The organism is Nocardioides sp. Leaf374 (genome assembly GCF_916862475.1).
Taxonomy (GTDB): domain Bacteria; phylum Actinomycetota; class Actinomycetes; order Propionibacteriales; family Nocardioidaceae; genus Nocardioides; species Nocardioides kribbensis.
Window position 1 is genome coordinate 1 of the sequence record NZ_CAKASO010000029.1, and the last position, 15,408, is coordinate 15,408.

Annotated in this window: 12 protein-coding genes, 1 tRNA gene and 1 pseudogene; 7 read left to right on the plus strand and 7 right to left on the minus strand. The window is 76.0% G+C overall.

Features of this window, described 5'->3' with window-relative positions; all coding sequences use genetic code 11:
* The 6 genes and pseudogenes from LPA27_RS13200 to LPA27_RS13225 all read left to right on the plus strand — a co-directional run.
* A pseudogene (locus tag LPA27_RS13200) lies at positions 1-262 on the plus strand (hypothetical protein); the annotation flags it as partial.
* The gene (locus LPA27_RS13205; protein WP_228942762.1) at positions 262-2,010 is read left to right on the plus strand and encodes a DNA polymerase Y family protein; all 1,749 of its coding nucleotides are present in this window, start codon (positions 262-264) and stop codon (positions 2,008-2,010) included. The pseudogene LPA27_RS13200 and the gene LPA27_RS13205, both read left to right, overlap by 1 nt.
* A complete protein-coding gene (locus LPA27_RS13210) occupies positions 2,010-5,438 on the plus strand; it encodes an error-prone DNA polymerase (RefSeq protein WP_228942763.1) in 3,429 nt (1,142 codons plus the stop codon). Before LPA27_RS13205 ends, LPA27_RS13210 begins: the two co-directional genes overlap by 1 nt.
* Positions 5,439-5,559: 121 nt before the next feature.
* A tRNA-Pro gene (locus LPA27_RS13215) sits at positions 5,560-5,633 on the plus strand.
* Positions 5,634-5,735: 102 nt separating this feature from the next.
* The gene (locus LPA27_RS13220; RefSeq protein WP_082502940.1) at positions 5,736-5,939 is read left to right on the plus strand and encodes a hypothetical protein; all 204 of its coding nucleotides are present in this window, start codon (positions 5,736-5,738) and stop codon (positions 5,937-5,939) included.
* Positions 5,936-6,259: a hypothetical protein gene (locus LPA27_RS13225; protein WP_228942728.1), complete on the plus strand. Its 324-nt coding sequence runs from the start codon at positions 5,936-5,938 to the stop codon at positions 6,257-6,259. Before LPA27_RS13220 ends, LPA27_RS13225 begins: the two co-directional genes overlap by 4 nt.
* A gap of 97 nt (positions 6,260-6,356) precedes the next feature.
* Here the strand turns inward: LPA27_RS13225 and LPA27_RS13230 are convergent, their stop codons facing one another.
* The 6 genes from LPA27_RS13230 to LPA27_RS13255 all read right to left on the minus strand — a co-directional run bounded on the left by LPA27_RS13230 (position 6,357) and on the right by LPA27_RS13255 (position 12,478).
* Complete coding sequence (locus tag LPA27_RS13230; RefSeq protein ID WP_228942729.1) at positions 6,357-6,935, minus strand: DUF3618 domain-containing protein; 579 nt, start codon at positions 6,933-6,935, stop codon at positions 6,357-6,359.
* The gene (locus tag LPA27_RS13235; protein ID WP_228942730.1) at positions 6,911-7,315 is read right to left on the minus strand and encodes a phage holin family protein; all 405 of its coding nucleotides are present in this window, start codon (positions 7,313-7,315) and stop codon (positions 6,911-6,913) included. Before LPA27_RS13235 ends, LPA27_RS13230 begins: the two co-directional genes overlap by 25 nt.
* Positions 7,312-8,079: a hypothetical protein gene (locus LPA27_RS13240; protein WP_228942731.1), complete on the minus strand. Its 768-nt coding sequence runs from the start codon at positions 8,077-8,079 to the stop codon at positions 7,312-7,314. The genes LPA27_RS13235 and LPA27_RS13240 overlap by 4 nt, the downstream gene beginning before the upstream one ends.
* A 361-nt stretch (positions 8,080-8,440) precedes the next feature.
* Positions 8,441-10,567 carry a sensor histidine kinase gene (locus tag LPA27_RS13245; RefSeq protein WP_228942732.1) on the minus strand — a complete coding sequence of 709 codons (2,127 nt, stop codon included), beginning with the start codon at positions 10,565-10,567 and terminating at the stop codon, positions 8,441-8,443.
* A 76-nt stretch (positions 10,568-10,643) separates the two neighbouring features.
* On the minus strand, positions 10,644-11,897 hold the full coding sequence (locus LPA27_RS13250) for a GDSL-type esterase/lipase family protein (protein WP_228942733.1): 1,254 nt from the start codon (positions 11,895-11,897) through the stop codon (positions 10,644-10,646).
* A complete protein-coding gene (locus tag LPA27_RS13255; protein WP_056864503.1) occupies positions 11,894-12,478 on the minus strand; it encodes a TetR/AcrR family transcriptional regulator in 585 nt (194 codons plus the stop codon). Before LPA27_RS13255 ends, LPA27_RS13250 begins: the two co-directional genes overlap by 4 nt.
* A 249-nt stretch (positions 12,479-12,727) precedes the next feature.
* Between LPA27_RS13255 and LPA27_RS13260 the strand changes: the two genes are divergently transcribed.
* A complete protein-coding gene (locus LPA27_RS13260; protein ID WP_228942734.1) occupies positions 12,728-14,116 on the plus strand; it encodes a glycoside hydrolase family 30 beta sandwich domain-containing protein in 1,389 nt (462 codons plus the stop codon).
* 579 nt (positions 14,117-14,695) lie between these two features.
* Here LPA27_RS13260 and LPA27_RS13265 read toward each other — a convergent pair.
* Complete coding sequence (locus LPA27_RS13265) at positions 14,696-15,283, minus strand: TetR family transcriptional regulator (RefSeq protein WP_228942735.1); 588 nt, start codon at positions 15,281-15,283, stop codon at positions 14,696-14,698.
* Positions 15,284-15,408 lie beyond the last annotated feature (125 nt).

Below are 15,408 nucleotides of genomic sequence, written 5' to 3' on the forward strand. Positions count from 1 at the left end.
GAAGACGACCGCCAAGAAGACCGCGACCAAGACCGCCGCCAAGAAGACGGCGACCCCGGCGCGTGCGGAGGTGTGGTTCCCCGGGATCGACGCGCCGCTGGTCGGCGTCGACGAGCGGTCCGAGCGAGCGGCCCGGGTCTCCCGCCCCCGGGGCCCGGCGCTCGAGCCGGTCGGTCCGCGCGGCCCGGGCGGCCCGGCTGGACCCGTCGGCGTGCGTGGGCCGGGCGGCCTGGTCGTCGAGGAGGCCGGCGCGTGCGGGTGATGGTGGTGTGGTGCCCCGACTGGTCGGTGGTGGCCGGCCTGGCCGAGGCGCGACGCTCGCGCCAGCTGCCCGCGGCGGTGCTGGCCGCCGGCGCGGTGGAGGTGTGCAACGGCCCGGCCCGCGACAGCGGCGTACGACGCGGACAGCGCAAGCGCGACGCGCAGGCCCGCTGCCCCGAGCTGCTGCTGCTGGAGGCCGGTCCGGAGCGCGACGCGCGCCACTTCGAGCCGGTGCTCGCGGCCGTGGAGGAGCTGCGCCCGGGGGTCTCCCCGATGCGGCCCGGGCTGCTCGCGGTGCGCGCGCCCGGGCGCTACTTCGGCGGGGAGGAGCACGCCGCCGCGCTGGTCGCCCAGACCCTGGTCGACGCCGGGGTCTGGGACTGCCGCATCGGGGTGGCCGACGACGTGTTCACCGCCGAGCAGGCCGCCCGCACCGCCGCGGTGCAGGAGGCCGTGGTCGTGCCCTCGGGCGGCTCGGCCGACTTCCTGCGCGGACTGCCGGTGCGGGTGCTGGAGAGCGACGGGCAGGCGGGGCGCGAGGTCGCCTCGCTGGTGGGTCGTCTCGGGCTGGGCACGCTGGGCGACCTGGCCGGGCTGCCGCTGGCCTCGGTGCAGGACCGCTTCGGCCGCTACGGCGCCGACCTGTGGCACCGGGTGCGCGGCGCGGGCCGCAGCGTCCTGGGCGAGCGCACCCCGCCGCCCGACCTCGACGTCGAGGTCGTCTTCGAGCCGCCCCTGGAGTCGGTGGAGGCCGTCTGCTTCAGCGTGCGCACCACCGCCGAGCGCCTCGTCTCCGGGCTCGCCTCGCGTCAGCTGGTGGCCACCGAGGTGCGGGTCGAGGCCGAGAGCGAGGGCGTCGTCGTCTCCAGCCGGGCCTGGCTGCACCCGCGCTGCTTCACCGCGCGCGACCTCGTCGACCGGGTGCACTGGCAGCTGCAGGGCGAGGGCGGGTCGCTGCGCTCGCGCCACGACGCGGGCGTCGTGCGCGCGCCGGTGGAGCGGGTGCGCTTCGTGCCCGAGACCGTCGAGCCCGCCGCGGCCCACGCCGAGGCGCTGTGGGGCGGCGGCAGCGACGAGCTCGTCGAGCGGGGGGTGGCGCGGGTGCAGGCGATGATCGGCTTCGAGTCCGTGCTGCGCCCCGTGCTCCAGGGCGGGCGCTCGCCGGCCGAGCGGCAGGCCAGCGTGCCCTGGGGCGAGCGGCCCACCGGGCTGCGCCCCCTCGACCGGCCGTGGCCGACCCGGGTGCCCGGCCCGCCCCCGGTGCGGGTGTTCAGCCCGCCGCGGGTGGCCGAGGTCGTCGACGGGACCGGCCACCCGGTGGCGGTCAGCGAGCGGGGCGCGGTGAGTGCCGACCCGCGGCGCTTCCGCTTCGGCGCCGCGCTGCTGGTCGCGGCGCCCGGTTCCGCCGGTGTGCCCCAGGCGGGCGGCCGGGCGGGAGCACAGGAGGGCCTGTGGGCCCTCGAGGACACCCCGCAGGTCGTCGCCCGCACCACCGGCCGTCCGCAGGTCGGCGCCGGCGCACACCCGCCCAGCGGGGCACCGGGGGCACCGGGCCGCCCGGGTGAGCGGCCCTGGCAGCCGGTGGCCTCCTGGGCCGGCCCGTGGCCGGTCGACGAGGAGTGGTGGGTGGAGAGCGCCCCGGCCGACGGCTCCCGCGCCGCGCGCTTCCAGGTCGTCGGCGTCGACGGTCGCGCCTGGCTGCTGCGGTGGAGCACCGCCGGGTGGACCCTCGAGGCGGGCTACGACTGATGGGCTGGTCCAACCCCGCGGTGCCCTGGCGCGAGCTGGAGAGGCGGCTCTCCGGTCGTCCCGGCGCGCCCGGTGCCGAGGACGCGCCGATCTCGCGGCGCAAGCACGCCCGCCCCTCGCAGCGGCCCATCGAGCGTCCGGCGGCGGTCACGCCGTACGCCGAGCTGCACTGCCACTCCCACTTCAGCTTCCTCGACGGGGCGAGCTCGCCGGGGGAGCTGGTGGAGGAGGCGGTGCGCCTGGGGCTGAGCGGGCTGGCACTGACCGACCACGACGGCTTCCACGGGGCGCCGCTGCTGGCCGAGGCCGCCGCGGTCCACGACCTGCGCACGGTCTTCGGCGCCGAGCTGTCGCTGGGGCTGACCCGCCCGCAGAACGGCGTGGCCGACCCCGAGGGCTCCCACCTGCTGGTGCTGGCGCGGGGGGTGGAGGGCTACCACCGGCTCGCGGGCGCGATGACCGAGGCCAACCTGCGCGGTGACGAGAAGGGCCGCCCCGACCACGACCTCGACGAGCTGGCCGAGCGCGGCCGGGGGCACTGGGTGGTGCTCACCGGCTGCCGCAAGGGCACGGTGCACCGGGCGCTCGCGGCGGGCGGGCCGACGGCCGCGGCCCTCGAGCTCGACCGGCTCACCGCCCGCTTCGGCCTCGACGGGGTGGTCGTCGAGCTCTCGGCGCGACCGACGCCGCAGGACGCCGAGGCCAACGAGCTGCTCGCCGGCCTGGCCCGCGACCACGGGCTGCCGGTGGTGGCCACCGGCAACGTCCACTTCGCCCAGCCCTCCGGGCGCCGGCTGGCCGCGGCCATGGCGGCGGTGCGAGCCCGGCGCAGCCTGGCCGACATGGACGGCTGGCTCGACCTCTCCGGCGCGGCCCACCTGCGCAGCGGGGCGGAGGTGGCCGCGGCGATGGCGACCCGCCCCGAGGCGGTGCGGCGCTCGGTCGCGCTGGCCGAGGAGCTGGCCTTCGACCTGCGCAAGGCCTCCCCGCGCCTGCCCAAGCACCGCATCCCCGAGGGCCACACCCCCAGCTCGTGGCTGCGGGTGCTGGCCTGGCGGGGCTTCGAGGAGCGCTACGCCGGCACGCCGATGGAGGCCGAGGCCCGCGAGCGCGTCCACCACGAGCTGCGGGTGATCGAGGAGAAGGACTTCGCGGGCTACTTCGTCATCGTGCACGACATCGTCGCCTTCGCCCGCGAGCGCGGCATCCTGTGCCAGGGCCGCGGCTCGGCGGCCAGCTCCGCGGTCTGCTTCGCGCTCGGCATCACCGCCGTCGACGCCGTCTTCTACCGCCTGCCCTTCGAGCGCTTCATCTCCGCCCACCGCGACGAGGAGCCCGACATCGACGTCGACTTCGACTCCGACCGGCGTGAGGAGGTGATCCAGTGGGTCTACCGCACCTACGGGCGGCGCAACGCCGCCCAGGTCGCCAACGTCGTCGCCTACCGCCCCCGCATGGCGGTGCGCGACGCCGCCAAGGCGCTGGGCCACTCCCAGGGCCAGCAGGACGCGTGGTCGAAGCAGGTCGACGGCTGGAGCTCGGTGGTGGCCGCCGACGCCCGCGACCCCGAGGGCGGCCCCGCGCTCGACATCCCGCGCCCGGTGGTGGCGCTGGCCGAGCAGCTGCTGGGGGCGCCGCGCCACCTCGGCATCCACTCCGGTGGCATGGTGCTGACCGAGCGCCCGGTGGGGGAGGTGTGCCCGATCGAGCGGGCCCGCATGGAGGACCGCACGGTGCTGCAGTGGGACAAGGACGGCTGCGAGTCGATGGGGCTGGTGAAGTTCGACCTGCTGGGCCTGGGCATGCTCGGCGCGCTCGACCACATGATGCGCCTGACCGAGGAGCACCTGGGGGAGCGCTGGACCCTGGCCACGATCCCGCGCGAGGAGCCGTCGGTCTACGACATGCTCTGCCGCGCCGACTCCATCGGCGTCTTCCAGGTCGAGAGCCGCGCCCAGATCGGCACGCTGCCGCGCCTGCAGCCGCGGGAGTTCTACGACCTGGCCATCGAGATCGCCCTCATCCGCCCCGGGCCGATCCAGGGCGGTGCGGTCCACCCCTACGTGCGCCGGGCCACCGGCAAGGAGCCGGTCGTCTACGACCACCCCGAGCTGGTGCCGGTGCTCGAGCGCACCCGCGGGGTGCCGCTCTTCCAGGAGCAGCTGATGGCGATGGCGGTGACCCTGGGCGACTGCTCGCGCGACGACGCCGACCTGCTGCGCCGGGCCATGGGCTCCAAGCGCGGCGTCGAGAGGATCGAGAGCGTCAAGGCGAAGCTCTACGCCGGCATGGAGCGCCGCGGGCTGGTCGGCGACGCCGCCGACGCGATCTACGTCAAGATCCTCTCCTTCGCCAACTTCGGCTTCGCGGAGTCCCACGCGCTGAGCTTCGCGCTGCTGGTCTACGCCTCGTCGTGGTTCAAGCTGCACTACCCCGCGGCCTTCCTGGTCGGTCTGCTGTGCACCCAGCCGATGGGCTTCTACTCCCCGCAGTCGCTGGTGGGCGACGCCCGCCGCCACGGCGTCGAGGTACGCCGCCCCGACCTGGCGCGCTCCGGGGTGCAGGCCGGGCTCGAGCCGGTGGACCCCGGCGGGACGGGTACGACGGGTGCGACCGGTCTCGACGAGTGCCTCGCGGCGTCCTTCGAGCGCGCGGAGTGGGACCCGGCCCGCCCCGACCCCACCCGCACCCACCGGCGCGACGGCCACCTGGTCGTGCGCCTGGGGCTGGACTCGGTGCGCGGGATCGGCGCCGACGTCGCGGCGCGGATCGTGGCCGCGCGCGCGGAGGCGGCGTACACCTCGGTGACCGACCTGTCACGGCGCGTGGGGCTGTCGACCCAGCAGCTGGAGGCGCTCGCCACCGCCGGGGCGCTGGAGTGCCTGGGGCTCGACCGGCGCCAGGCGCTGTGGGCCGCGGGCGCCTCGGAGAGCGCCGACCACCTGCCCGGCTCCACGCCCTCGCCGGCCCCGCCGACGCTGCCCGGCATGAGCGCGGAGGAGGTGACCCTGGCCGACCTCTGGGCCACCCGGGTCTCGCCCGAGACCCACCCGGTCGAGCACCTGCGCGAGCTGCTCACCGGCAGCGGCATCTCCTCGGTGGCCGACCTCGCGCGCGCCGAGCCCGGCCGTCGCGTGCACGTCGCGGGCCTGGTCACCCACCGGCAGCGCCCGGGCACCGCGCAGGGCATCACCTTCCTCAACGTCGAGGACGAGACCGGGATGCTCAACGTCGTCTGCTCGGTCGGCGTGATGCGCGCGCACCGCTCCGCGGCGCGGGGCGCGGTCGCGGTGGTGGTGCGCGGGATCCTCGAGCGGGAGGAGGGCGTGACCAACCTGGTCGCCGACCGCGTGGTCACCCTCGACTCGGTCATCGCCGGTGCGGGCTCGGCCCTCCAGCTGCGCCAGACCTCCCGCGACTTCCGCTGACCGCCCGCCCCGGAGCCCGGTCGGGTGCGTGCGGCGGGGTCGATTCCGGACCGGGAGCCGGGGTGTTGTAGTGTTCACGCGCTGTCCCGGTCACGCTCGCGTGGCCGCACGGGACGGGGTTCGGGCTGTAGCGCAGCTTGGTAGCGCACTTGACTGGGGGTCAAGGGGTCGCAGGTTCAAATCCTGTCAGCCCGACCGGAGAAGATGCAGGTGGGAGAGGGTGCCGGAGCGATCCGGCACCCTCTTCTCGCGTCTCGGGACTTCCTCCGACACAGGCAGATCAGCGAGGATGGGTGCGTGTCCAGGGTCCTGCTGCTCGGCATCGCTGCCGTCCTGATCGCCGCGACGTCCGGACTGGCCGGCTACGTCCTCGGTCGCGCCGAGGTGTCCGCGTGCCAGGAGGACCTGCGCACGACCATCGAGGCGCTGGAGAGGTCGCAGTCGCGTGCCCCCGACGACAGCGCGGTGTACGGCGTCTCCGGCGGCAGCTGCCTGAGATGACGGGTGGGACCAGCGAGCCCCGGTCCTCCGGCTTCTCCTACGACTCGGCCCGACCCGCTGAGGCGAGCGGCGCCGCCCCCGTCACCTACGTCGAGCTGAGGCACCACGAGTACGCCGGGCCGTTCTGGGACGACGAAGGCGGCCTCGGCGAGGACTACGCCGACTGGGAGCCGTACGGAATGACCCGTGCCACCTTCGACGCCTGCTGCCGGTGGAGCGAGACGGGTGGCGGCGACGAGGAGAAGGCACGACTGCTCGCGCTGTTGCGCGCGGAGCTGCCGTCGAGCGTCGAGGTGGCGTCACCGCCAGCGGGGGAGTGAGCAGGGGCGCCGGCCCGCGTCACCATCGACCCGGCGTGCGACGACCGCCGCTCCCCTCGGAGGGGCGGCGGCGGTCGTCGTACGTCGTGCGACCGGTTCAGGCGCTAGGGGTCTCGGCGCGCACGCTCTGCACCGACGAGGAGCCCTCGTCCTGGACCCGGGCGGCGGACTGCTGCGCGGTGTCCTTGACCTGCGCGGCGGCGTCGGCGGCGCTGTCCTTGAGGTGCCCGGCCACGTCCTGACCGGCCTGCTTGACCTCGTCGACCACGGGCTGGCCGTGCTCCTTGGCGGCGTCGACGGTCTGCTGCGCGAGACGTGCCTCGGCGTCGCTGGCCGGGACGAGCGCGGCGACGAGCAGCCCTGCGCCGAAGGCCACCAGCCCGGCACCGAGCGGGCTGCCCTGCACGGCGCTGCCGGTGCTGTCGGCAGCGCTCGAGGCCGCGCCGCGCACCCCGTCGGTGGCGCTGCCGGCGGTGGAGCCGGCCGAGTCACGGACCCCCGAGGCGGTGCCCATCACCCGGTCGCGCACCGACGAGGCGCGCCCGCGCACGGCGGCCTTGCGACGCTCGACGATCGCGCTCGGGCTCACCCGGTCCTGCAGGGCGTCGAGGTCCTGTGCGAGGGCCTCGCGGGTGCCTGCGATGTCGTTGCTCAGCTCTTCTGTGCTCTGGCCCATGATGCGTCCTCCTTGAGGGTGCGCTGCGTGGTCGGCAGCTGCGGGTTGCTCTGCTGGAGAGCCTTCTTGCCGGTCAGGGCGAGGACGCCGGCGACGACGCCCCACACCAGGGCCACGACGAGCGCGGCCAGCCACAGCGGCAGCACGGCGTCGAGGCCGAACATCGCCGCCGCGGAGAGGAACAGCAGCAGGTTGGACCCGGCCACGCCGGCGCCGCCGAGCAGGCCGGCACCCTTGCCGGCCCGGCCGGCCTCCTGCTTCATCTCGGTCTTGGCGAGGTCCAGCTCCTGGCGGACCAGGGTGGTGAGGTCCTGGGTGATGTCGCCCACGATCTCGCCGAGGCTGCGCTGACCGCCGTCGGGCGTCGGGGTCTGGGTCATCGCAGCGACCCCGGGCGGTCGTCGTGACCCAGGGGGTCGGCCAGCGGGTCGCCCAGCGGGTCGGCCAGGGGATCGGCCAGCGGGTCGCTCCGGGGAGCGTCGTCGGCGCCGGGGGCCGGGACGGCCGTCGTCGCCGGCGTCACGGGGGTGGGGGTGCTCGGCGGAGCCACCGGTGTGGTGCCCGGGGTGGTGGGCGGCAGGACCGGCGACGCGGCGCCCCGGGCGTCCTCGGTGCCGGTCGGGGCGCCCGAGGCGGACCCGGAGGCGCGGGCACCGCTGAGCAGGCGCCCGGTGACGACCCCTGCGGCGAGCGCTCCGGCGAGGAACACGCCCGGTCGGCGGCGGGCGAAGCCCCTGACGTCGTCGAGCAGGTCGCTGGGCTCGCGCCCGTCGAGGTGGGTGCCGAGGCTGCGGGCGCGCTGCGAGACCTGACGGGCGGCCTCGGTGGCCAGCCCCGACCGTGTGCCGCTGGAGGCCATCTGGTCGAGATCGTCGCTGAGGCCGTGCAGCGTCGTGACCAGACGGTCGCGCTGCGTGCGTGACTGCTCCGTGGCCTGGGCGACCGCGTCGTCGAGCACGCTGCGGGCCTGGGCCCGGGCCTCGGCGGCCACGGTGCCGGCCTCCTCACCGGCCACCGACGCGACGTGACGGGTCTCGTCGGCCGCGGTGGAGGCTGCGTGCTGCGCCTGGGCCCCGGTGCCCGGCGCCTCGGTGGTGCCGAGCCCGTCGTGGGGGCCCGTGGTGGTGTCCTGGGTGTGGGTCATGTCGTCTCCTGTCGTCGAGGACGAGAGGTGCTCGGCCGCTCGGGCCGTCGCGGTGGTCCCTCGACGTCCTCCACGCAACCGCACCGGCCGGGGGGTCCAGCTCCCTCCCGTGGGGTGGGTCGGTGGCCGCCCGGGCGTGCGGTCGAGGGGCCCCGCAGGTCGGGCCCGGTGATGTCACCGCCTGACGGGGTGGGACGGGTCGAGGCGCGCGGCATGCTCCTGGCGGTGCCGTGCGCGCGGACGTCATGCGGACCGTGGATACGCATCCACGCTGCGCACGAAGACCCACCCGGCCCGCACGGGCGCCCGCCCCCGCGGCCCGCGGCCGCGCGGGCAGGCGGGCGACGCCGCGGCGGTGGCCTCAGCCGTGCTCGGCGGACCCGACCGGTCGCAGGGCGCCTGGGACGACCCGGTCGGAGGCCGGCCGTGCCGAGGGTCGCTCCGTGCCCGGGCCGACGGCCGGGCCGGCGGCCGGGCCGCCCGACGGCAGGCGCAGCACCATCCGGGTGCCGACGCCCTCGGGTCCGGTGCGGGCGGTGAGGGAGCCGCCGTGCTTGTCGGCGACGGTGCGGCAGATGGCCAGCCCCAGCCCGGTGCCCTCGTAGCCGGTGTGCATGCGCACAAAGGGGTCGAAGACGGCCTCGTGCTGGCCGGCCGGGATGCCGACGCCGTTGTCGTCGACGACGACCTCGTCCCAGCCGTGGGTGGTGCGGGCGCTGATCCGGACCCGGGGGGTGGTGCCGGGCGCGACGTACTTCAACGCGTTGCCCACGAGGTTGGCCATGACCTGGCGCAGCTGCACGGGGTCGGCGTGCAGGACCGCGCCCGTGGCGCAGGAGACGGCCCCGGGCCCGAGGTCGGGTCGGTCGGCCAGGACCTCGCCGACCACGGCGTCGAGGTCGACGGGCTCGGGGTGGTGCTCGGCGGCCTGGGCGCGGGCGTAGCCGAGGAGGTCGTCGATGAGCCGGGCCATGCGGCGGGTCGAGGACCCGATGCGGTCGTTCATGCCGGCGGCGGTGGCCGCCGGTGCTCCGAGGGCGTCGAGCTCCTCGTCCAGCATCTGGTGCCACCCGGTCAGGGCGGCCAGCGGGGACTTCAGGTCGTGGGCGACCATGCCGGCGAAGCCCTGCACCTGGCGCAGGTGCATCTGCTCGCGGGTGACGTCGCGCAGCAGGAAGACCGCGGAGGCCTGCGTGCCGGGCAGGGGTGCGGCGCCCACCGACAGGAAGCGCCGCTCGCCGCTGCCGGCGGCGACGTGCTGCACCAGCTCCCCGGCGACGGTCTCCCCGCGCAGCGCGCGGCTGTGGAGACCGTCCTCGGTGGGGATGGGCGTGCCGTCGGGGAGGAAGAAGCCGTGGCGTGCCGGGTCGTCGAGCGCCACGACGGTCGAGCCGCCGAGCAGGGAGCGGGCGGCCTGGTTGGCCAGCACGACCGTGCCGTCGGCCCCGAGCACCACCAGGGCGTCGGTCATGGAGGCCGTGACGGTGGCGAGCAGGTCGGCCTGCGCCCGGGCCTCGGCCTCCGAGGCGCGCAGCCGGGTCGCGAGCCGCTCGTGACGCTCCTCCCCGAGCGCGAGGGTGAGGGCGAGGCAGAAGCACAGGCCCACGAACAGTTGTGCGACGAGCGCCCGCATGAGCGGATCGGTCACCTCGGCGAACGGCCCCACGCCGAGCGCCGTCGCAGCGATCACCGCCATCGAGGTGGCGAGCACGTGCAGGGCGGCGGTCTCCACCGCGAAGCGGGCGCCGGCCCAGGCCACGACCGCGACCAGCACGAACACCAGGGGCAGCCCGGGAGCGACCTGGAACACCACGACGAGCGCGGTGGCGGTCGCGAGCAGCAGCAGACCCAGCTCGGGCACGGAGCCGCCCACCCGGGCGCCCAGGCCCGACCGGGAGGGCCGCGCCGCGCGCACCCGGTCGCGCGCCGCGAGGGTCGAGCGGCCGTCGGAGCAGACCGCGACCACGGTGACGGTGACCAGCACGACGGCCACGGCGTTGCGTCCGGTCCAGGCCAACGGGGTCTCCCACGACCACACGCCCCCGGAGGCCACGACGGCGGCCGCGATGAGGGGCGAGGTGCCGAGCGAGGCGGCGGCGGCCGAGACGATCACGGCCATCAGGCCGTGAGCCGACCGGAGCGGCCCCCACGGGTCCTCGGGACCGGCCTCGCTCAGCGCCAGCCGGTGCAGCAGGGCCGCGCAGCCGCCGGCCAGGACCACGTGGGTGGCGGCGGCGAGCAGGACCGCCGCGACGCCGTCGTAGACGACGGTGGCCTGCACCACGAGGACGGAGGCGACGACGAGCAGCACCCCCGCCCGGGCCGGTGCGGTCCGCGATGCCAGCAGCCAGCTGACGGCGACGCCGGCCGCGGGCCAGAAGAGGGCGATCGCGGAGTCGGCCGGCTTGGTGTAGAGACCAACCACAGCCGCGAGCACGAAGGCCCCCGTCCAGGTCGCGAAGGCGACGTGGGGGGAGTCGCGACGCACCTGCTGCACCACCTCACGGGTCGGGGGGACGGGTCCGACCCACCCCATCGGCAGCCGAGCACCCGTCTTGACCCCATCATCGCAGGAGTCCTGACGCCAGACTCCGTGCGACGCCCGCGAACCGCTCACCGACCTCGCGGTGCGTCTCGGGTCCCGGGTGGAGGCCGTCCACGAGCGGGTGCCGGGCGTGGTCGGCCTCGTCGTAGAGCTCGAGGCCGTCGAGCAGGTGCAGGTGGGGGTCGTCGGCGCGTGCCGCGACCAGGCCCGCGAGCTCGCGGCGTACGACGGAGAGCGTGAGCCGGCCCGCGGCGACATCGGCCGGGTCGCCCGTGGCGACGAAGCGCAGCTCGCCGGCGCGCAGGGCGTCGAGGTCGGGAGCGGTCGGCCCGGGGGTGTCCTCGTGGAGAGGGCACAGCAGCGGGGAGAGCACGAGCAGGGGCGTGTCGGGGTGTCCGTCACGGATGGTGTCGAGGAAGCCGTGGACCGCGGGCACGAAGGCGCGCAGCCGCATCAGGTCGGCGTTGACGACGTTGATGCCGATCTCGAGGCTGATCAGGTCGGCCGGGGTGTCGCGCAGCGTGCGGGCCAGGAAGGGATCGAGCAGGGCGCTGCCGCCCAGTCCGAGGTTGACCAGCTCGACCCCGGCGGCACGGGCCGCGACCGCCGGCCACGTGCCCGTGGGGCTCGCGGCGAAGGACCCGTGGCTCAGGGAGCTGCCGTGGTGCAGCCAGACCGGGCGGTCGGCACGCTCGGCGGGGCCGACCGGGGCGTCGGAGCCCAGCGAGACCAGGGTGGTCGTCTCGTCGTGGGGCAGCCAGATCTCGACGGTCTTGTCGTGGGCGGGCAGACCGGTGAAGGTGGCGGTGCCGGCGGCGCCGAGGTCGTGGCGTGCGGTCCCGGCGGCCATGTCGAGGGTGACGGTGTCGCCGCCGCGGATGGTGGCCTCGGCGGTCGGCACGTCGTCGACGAGCAGGTCGTAGACGCCGTCGGGACGGGCGGGCAGGCCGGGGTAGACCCGCTTGGTCGGCACGGCCTCCAGGGCGAGCGTCGTGGCCCGGGTGCGCACCAGCAGCCGCACGCCGGAGGTCTGCGACTGCGCCATCGCCAGCTGGGCGTCGGCATGGCGCTCGCGCACCCACCGGGGCAGCCGGTGCGGCACCAGACCGCGGTCGGTGTCCTCGAGGTCGAGCGCCCCGCGGACGAGGGCGTGCCCGGCCGAGGTGGTGAACGAGACCCGGTGCGCGAGCGTGCTGGCGGGGCTCGGGGCGGGGCTCGGGGTGGGGGAGGTGGTGGGCGAGGTGGAGGGTGAGGGGCGGGGGTCGCGGGTCACGGTGTCTCCTGGGTGGGGTCGGGCCAGCGGCGCAGCAGCACGTCGAGCGCGTCGAGCGTGCGGCGCCAGGTGGTGTCGCTGTCGGGACTGCTGTGGCTGAAGCCACCGGCCGCCTCGAGGCTGGTGTAGCCGTGGAAGACGCTGCCGAGCAGGCGCACGGCGTGGGTCTGGTCCTCCCCGGTGAGGTCGTAGCCACGGAGCACCGCGCGGGCCAGCTCGGCGTGGCGCGGGCCGGCGCTGGCGGCGGCCGTGGCGGGGTCGAGCCGCAGCCTCGCGGCGTCGTGACGGCCGGGGTGCTCCCGGGCGTAGTCGCGGTAGGCACCGCCGAAGGCGACGAGGGCGTCCTTGCCGGCGCGGCCGGCGACGGCCGCGGCGACCCGGTCGGCCATCTCCTGCAGGGCCAGCAGGGCGACGCGGGTGCGCAGGTCGTCGGCATCGCGCAGGTGGGAGTAGAGGCTCGCGGGTCGCACCCCCACGCGCCGGGCGAGCGCGGCGGGGGTGACCGCGGCGAAGCCGGCCTCGTCGGCCAGGTCGGCGGCCTCGAGGGTGAGTCGCTGCGTCGTGAGTCCTGCGCGCGCCATGTCGTGTGTCTCCGTCCCGGGATTGCTAAGCACATCCTGCATCTGCCTACGAGTCGTAGGCAAGTCGACGTCCGGCACCACCCTCCGAGACCGGACGGTGACCTCGAACCCCTCCGGTCGGCCCGCCCGCCGCCGATGGTGCGACTGCCCGGCACCCCCCTGACGCCGGACCCACCAGGAACGACAGCGATGACCCCCGACACCCCCTCGTCCGCCACGCCCGCACGCCCCCGCCGTACGCCGCGACACGTGACCCGCCGCGGCCTCGCCCTGCTCGTCGGGCTGGCCCTCGTCCTGGCGCTGGGCGCCACCGCCTCCGCCCGCCCGCGCGTGCCGGTGCACCTGGGCGCTAGCGTCGTCACGGTGGACCGGATGACGCTGTCGTCGGGCGCCGACGCCGCCCGCACGGTCGTGCCCGTGGCCGCGACGACCGCCGCGGCCACCGCGACGGTCACCGTCGACACCTCGCGCCGCGCGCAGGTCTGGCGCGGGGTCGGCGCCGCCCTCACCGACGCCGCCGTCGTCCAGCTCGGCGGCAACGACGCCGCCACCCGCCTGCTCTTCGACCGCACCCGCACCGACGGCGCACGGCTGGACTGGGTGCGCCTCCCGCTGTCGTCGACCGACTTCTCCACCCGGTTGTGGACGTGGGGGTGGGACGGGCGCAGGGTGACGCCGCCCGCCGAGGCCAGGAGGGCGGTGGACTACCTGCTGACCCGGGCCCTGCCGCTCAACCCCGACCTGGAGGTCGTCGTGGCCCCCTGGTCGGCACCGGCCTCGATGAAGGACTCCCGCTCGCTGCGCGGCGGGTCGCTCCTGGTGGGCGCGGAGGCGTCCTACGCCTCGATGCTCGTGGCCCAGGCGGCCTGGCTGCGCGAACGCGGTGTGCCGGTCTCGGCGCTCAGCATCGTCAACGAGCCCGGGCACGCCAGCGACTACACGACCATGCGCATGAGCGACGAGCAGCTGGCACGGGTGGCCGCCGCGGTCGCGCCCCGGCTGCGGGCGCTCGGCGTCGACCTGTGGGCCGTGGACCACAACTGGAGCGACCGGGCGCGCGTCGACGCGGTGCTGGCTCAGGCGCCCGGCGCGCACGCCGCCGCGGCCTTCCACTGCTACGGCGGCACCCCGGACCAGATGGCGGGCCTCCCCGTGCCGTCGATCCTCACCGAGTGCACCGGCACCACCGACTCCCGGTGGGGCACCTTCCGCTGGGACTCCGCCCACCTCGTCGTGCGCAGCGTGCGGGCCGGCTCCGGCGGGCTGATGTTCTGGAACGCCGCGCTCAGCACGACCCCCGGCGTGGGTCTCGACGCCGGGTCGCAGTGGGGCTGCAAGACCTGCCGCGGCGTGCTCGCCGTGGCGCCCGACCGCACGGTGACCACCGGCCCGGAGCACGCCGTGCTCGCGCAGCTGGCGCGCGCGGCCCGTCCGGGGGCGGTCAGCGTGGCCAGCTCCACCACCAGCTGGAGCGTGTGGTCCTCGGCCTTCGTGCGCCCCGACGGCACGGTCGGGGTCTACGGCTACAACGACACCGGGCAGACCCAGCTGGTGCGGGTGGTCGTCGGGGGCACGACCTCGCGGACCTACGCCGTCGAGGCCGGGGCGGTCTTCACCTGGGAGGGCACGGTCGCCTGACGGCTGACGCCTGCCCCGCGCTACGCTAACGAGAATCATTCGCATGTACGGTTGGCTGGTGGTCGAAGGTGCGGCCCGAGGCGAGGAGGTGCGTGATGGCCAGGACGCGTCAGGACGGCGAGCCCACGGTGGCGGTCGGGGTGTGTGCGGCGGGCGGCTGCGGCCCGACGCACGCCCCTGTCCTCGAGGCGCTGCGCGCCGTGGTGCGGCAGGAGGCGGGCGCGGTGCTGGTGCGCACCGGCTGCCTGCGACCGGGCTCGTGCGCCGGTGACCGAGGCGGTGACCGAGGCGGCGACCGAGGCGGCGACCGAGGCGGCGACCGAGGCGGTGACCGAGGCGGTGACCGTGGCGGCGACCGAGGCGGTGACCGGAGCGGCGACCGCTCCGGCGGCACGCGGGTGTGCGTGCAGCCCTGGGCTGCGGGCGGCGGTCGTGGCCGACGGTGCGAGACCGTCGCGGCCGACCCGACCGCCTGCGCCCGGGTCGTCGCCTCCTGGCTGCGCTCCGAGCGCACCTGGCGGGCGATGCGCCGGTGAGCCTCAGTGAGCCTCAGTGAGCCTCAGTGAGCCTCAGTGAGACTCAGTGCGCCTCGGGTCGACCGTGCCCGTCCGCGGCGGGCCGCGCGCGGCTGAGGCAGTCCTGGAGCAGTGCGAGGTAGGCGTCCACCCCGGCGTCCTCGGGCCACGCCGCCCACGCGGTGCGGGTGGCGGCGAGCGACAGCTCCACCACCAGGGCGGCCCCGAGCGGATCGTGCGGCAGGCGGGTCGTCATCCACGCCACGAGCTGCGCGGCGAGCTGCTCGCCGAGCTCGTGGGCGCCGCGCTGCAGCTCCGGACTGTCGGCGACCAGTCGGCGGCGCGCGACCATGTCGTCACGGTCGGCCCGGGTCAGCCCGACCAGCACCGCGGTCAGCGCCTCCCAGGCCTCGCGCTCGACCGGCTGCTCGGCCAGGAGGTCGTCGAGGCGGCGTACGACACGGGGCGCGGGGTCGACGACCACCGCTTCCTTGGTGCGGAAGTAGTTGAAGAAGGTGCTGCGCGAGACGCCGGCGGCGCCGGCGATCTCCTCGACGCTGACCGCGTCGAAACCGCGCTCGGCGAAGAGGCGCCACGCCGCGCCGCGGATCTCCTGCCACGCGGCCTGCTTCTTGTCCTCGCGCAGACCCATCCGGGAAGTGTGGAACAAAACCGACGACGTGCAAAGTTGTACTCCGTGCAGAAAGATCCCGGGGAGGAGCGGCGCCGCGCCGTCCGTCCCCTGCCGCCGTCGCACCGCCACCGAGAGGGAAGCCT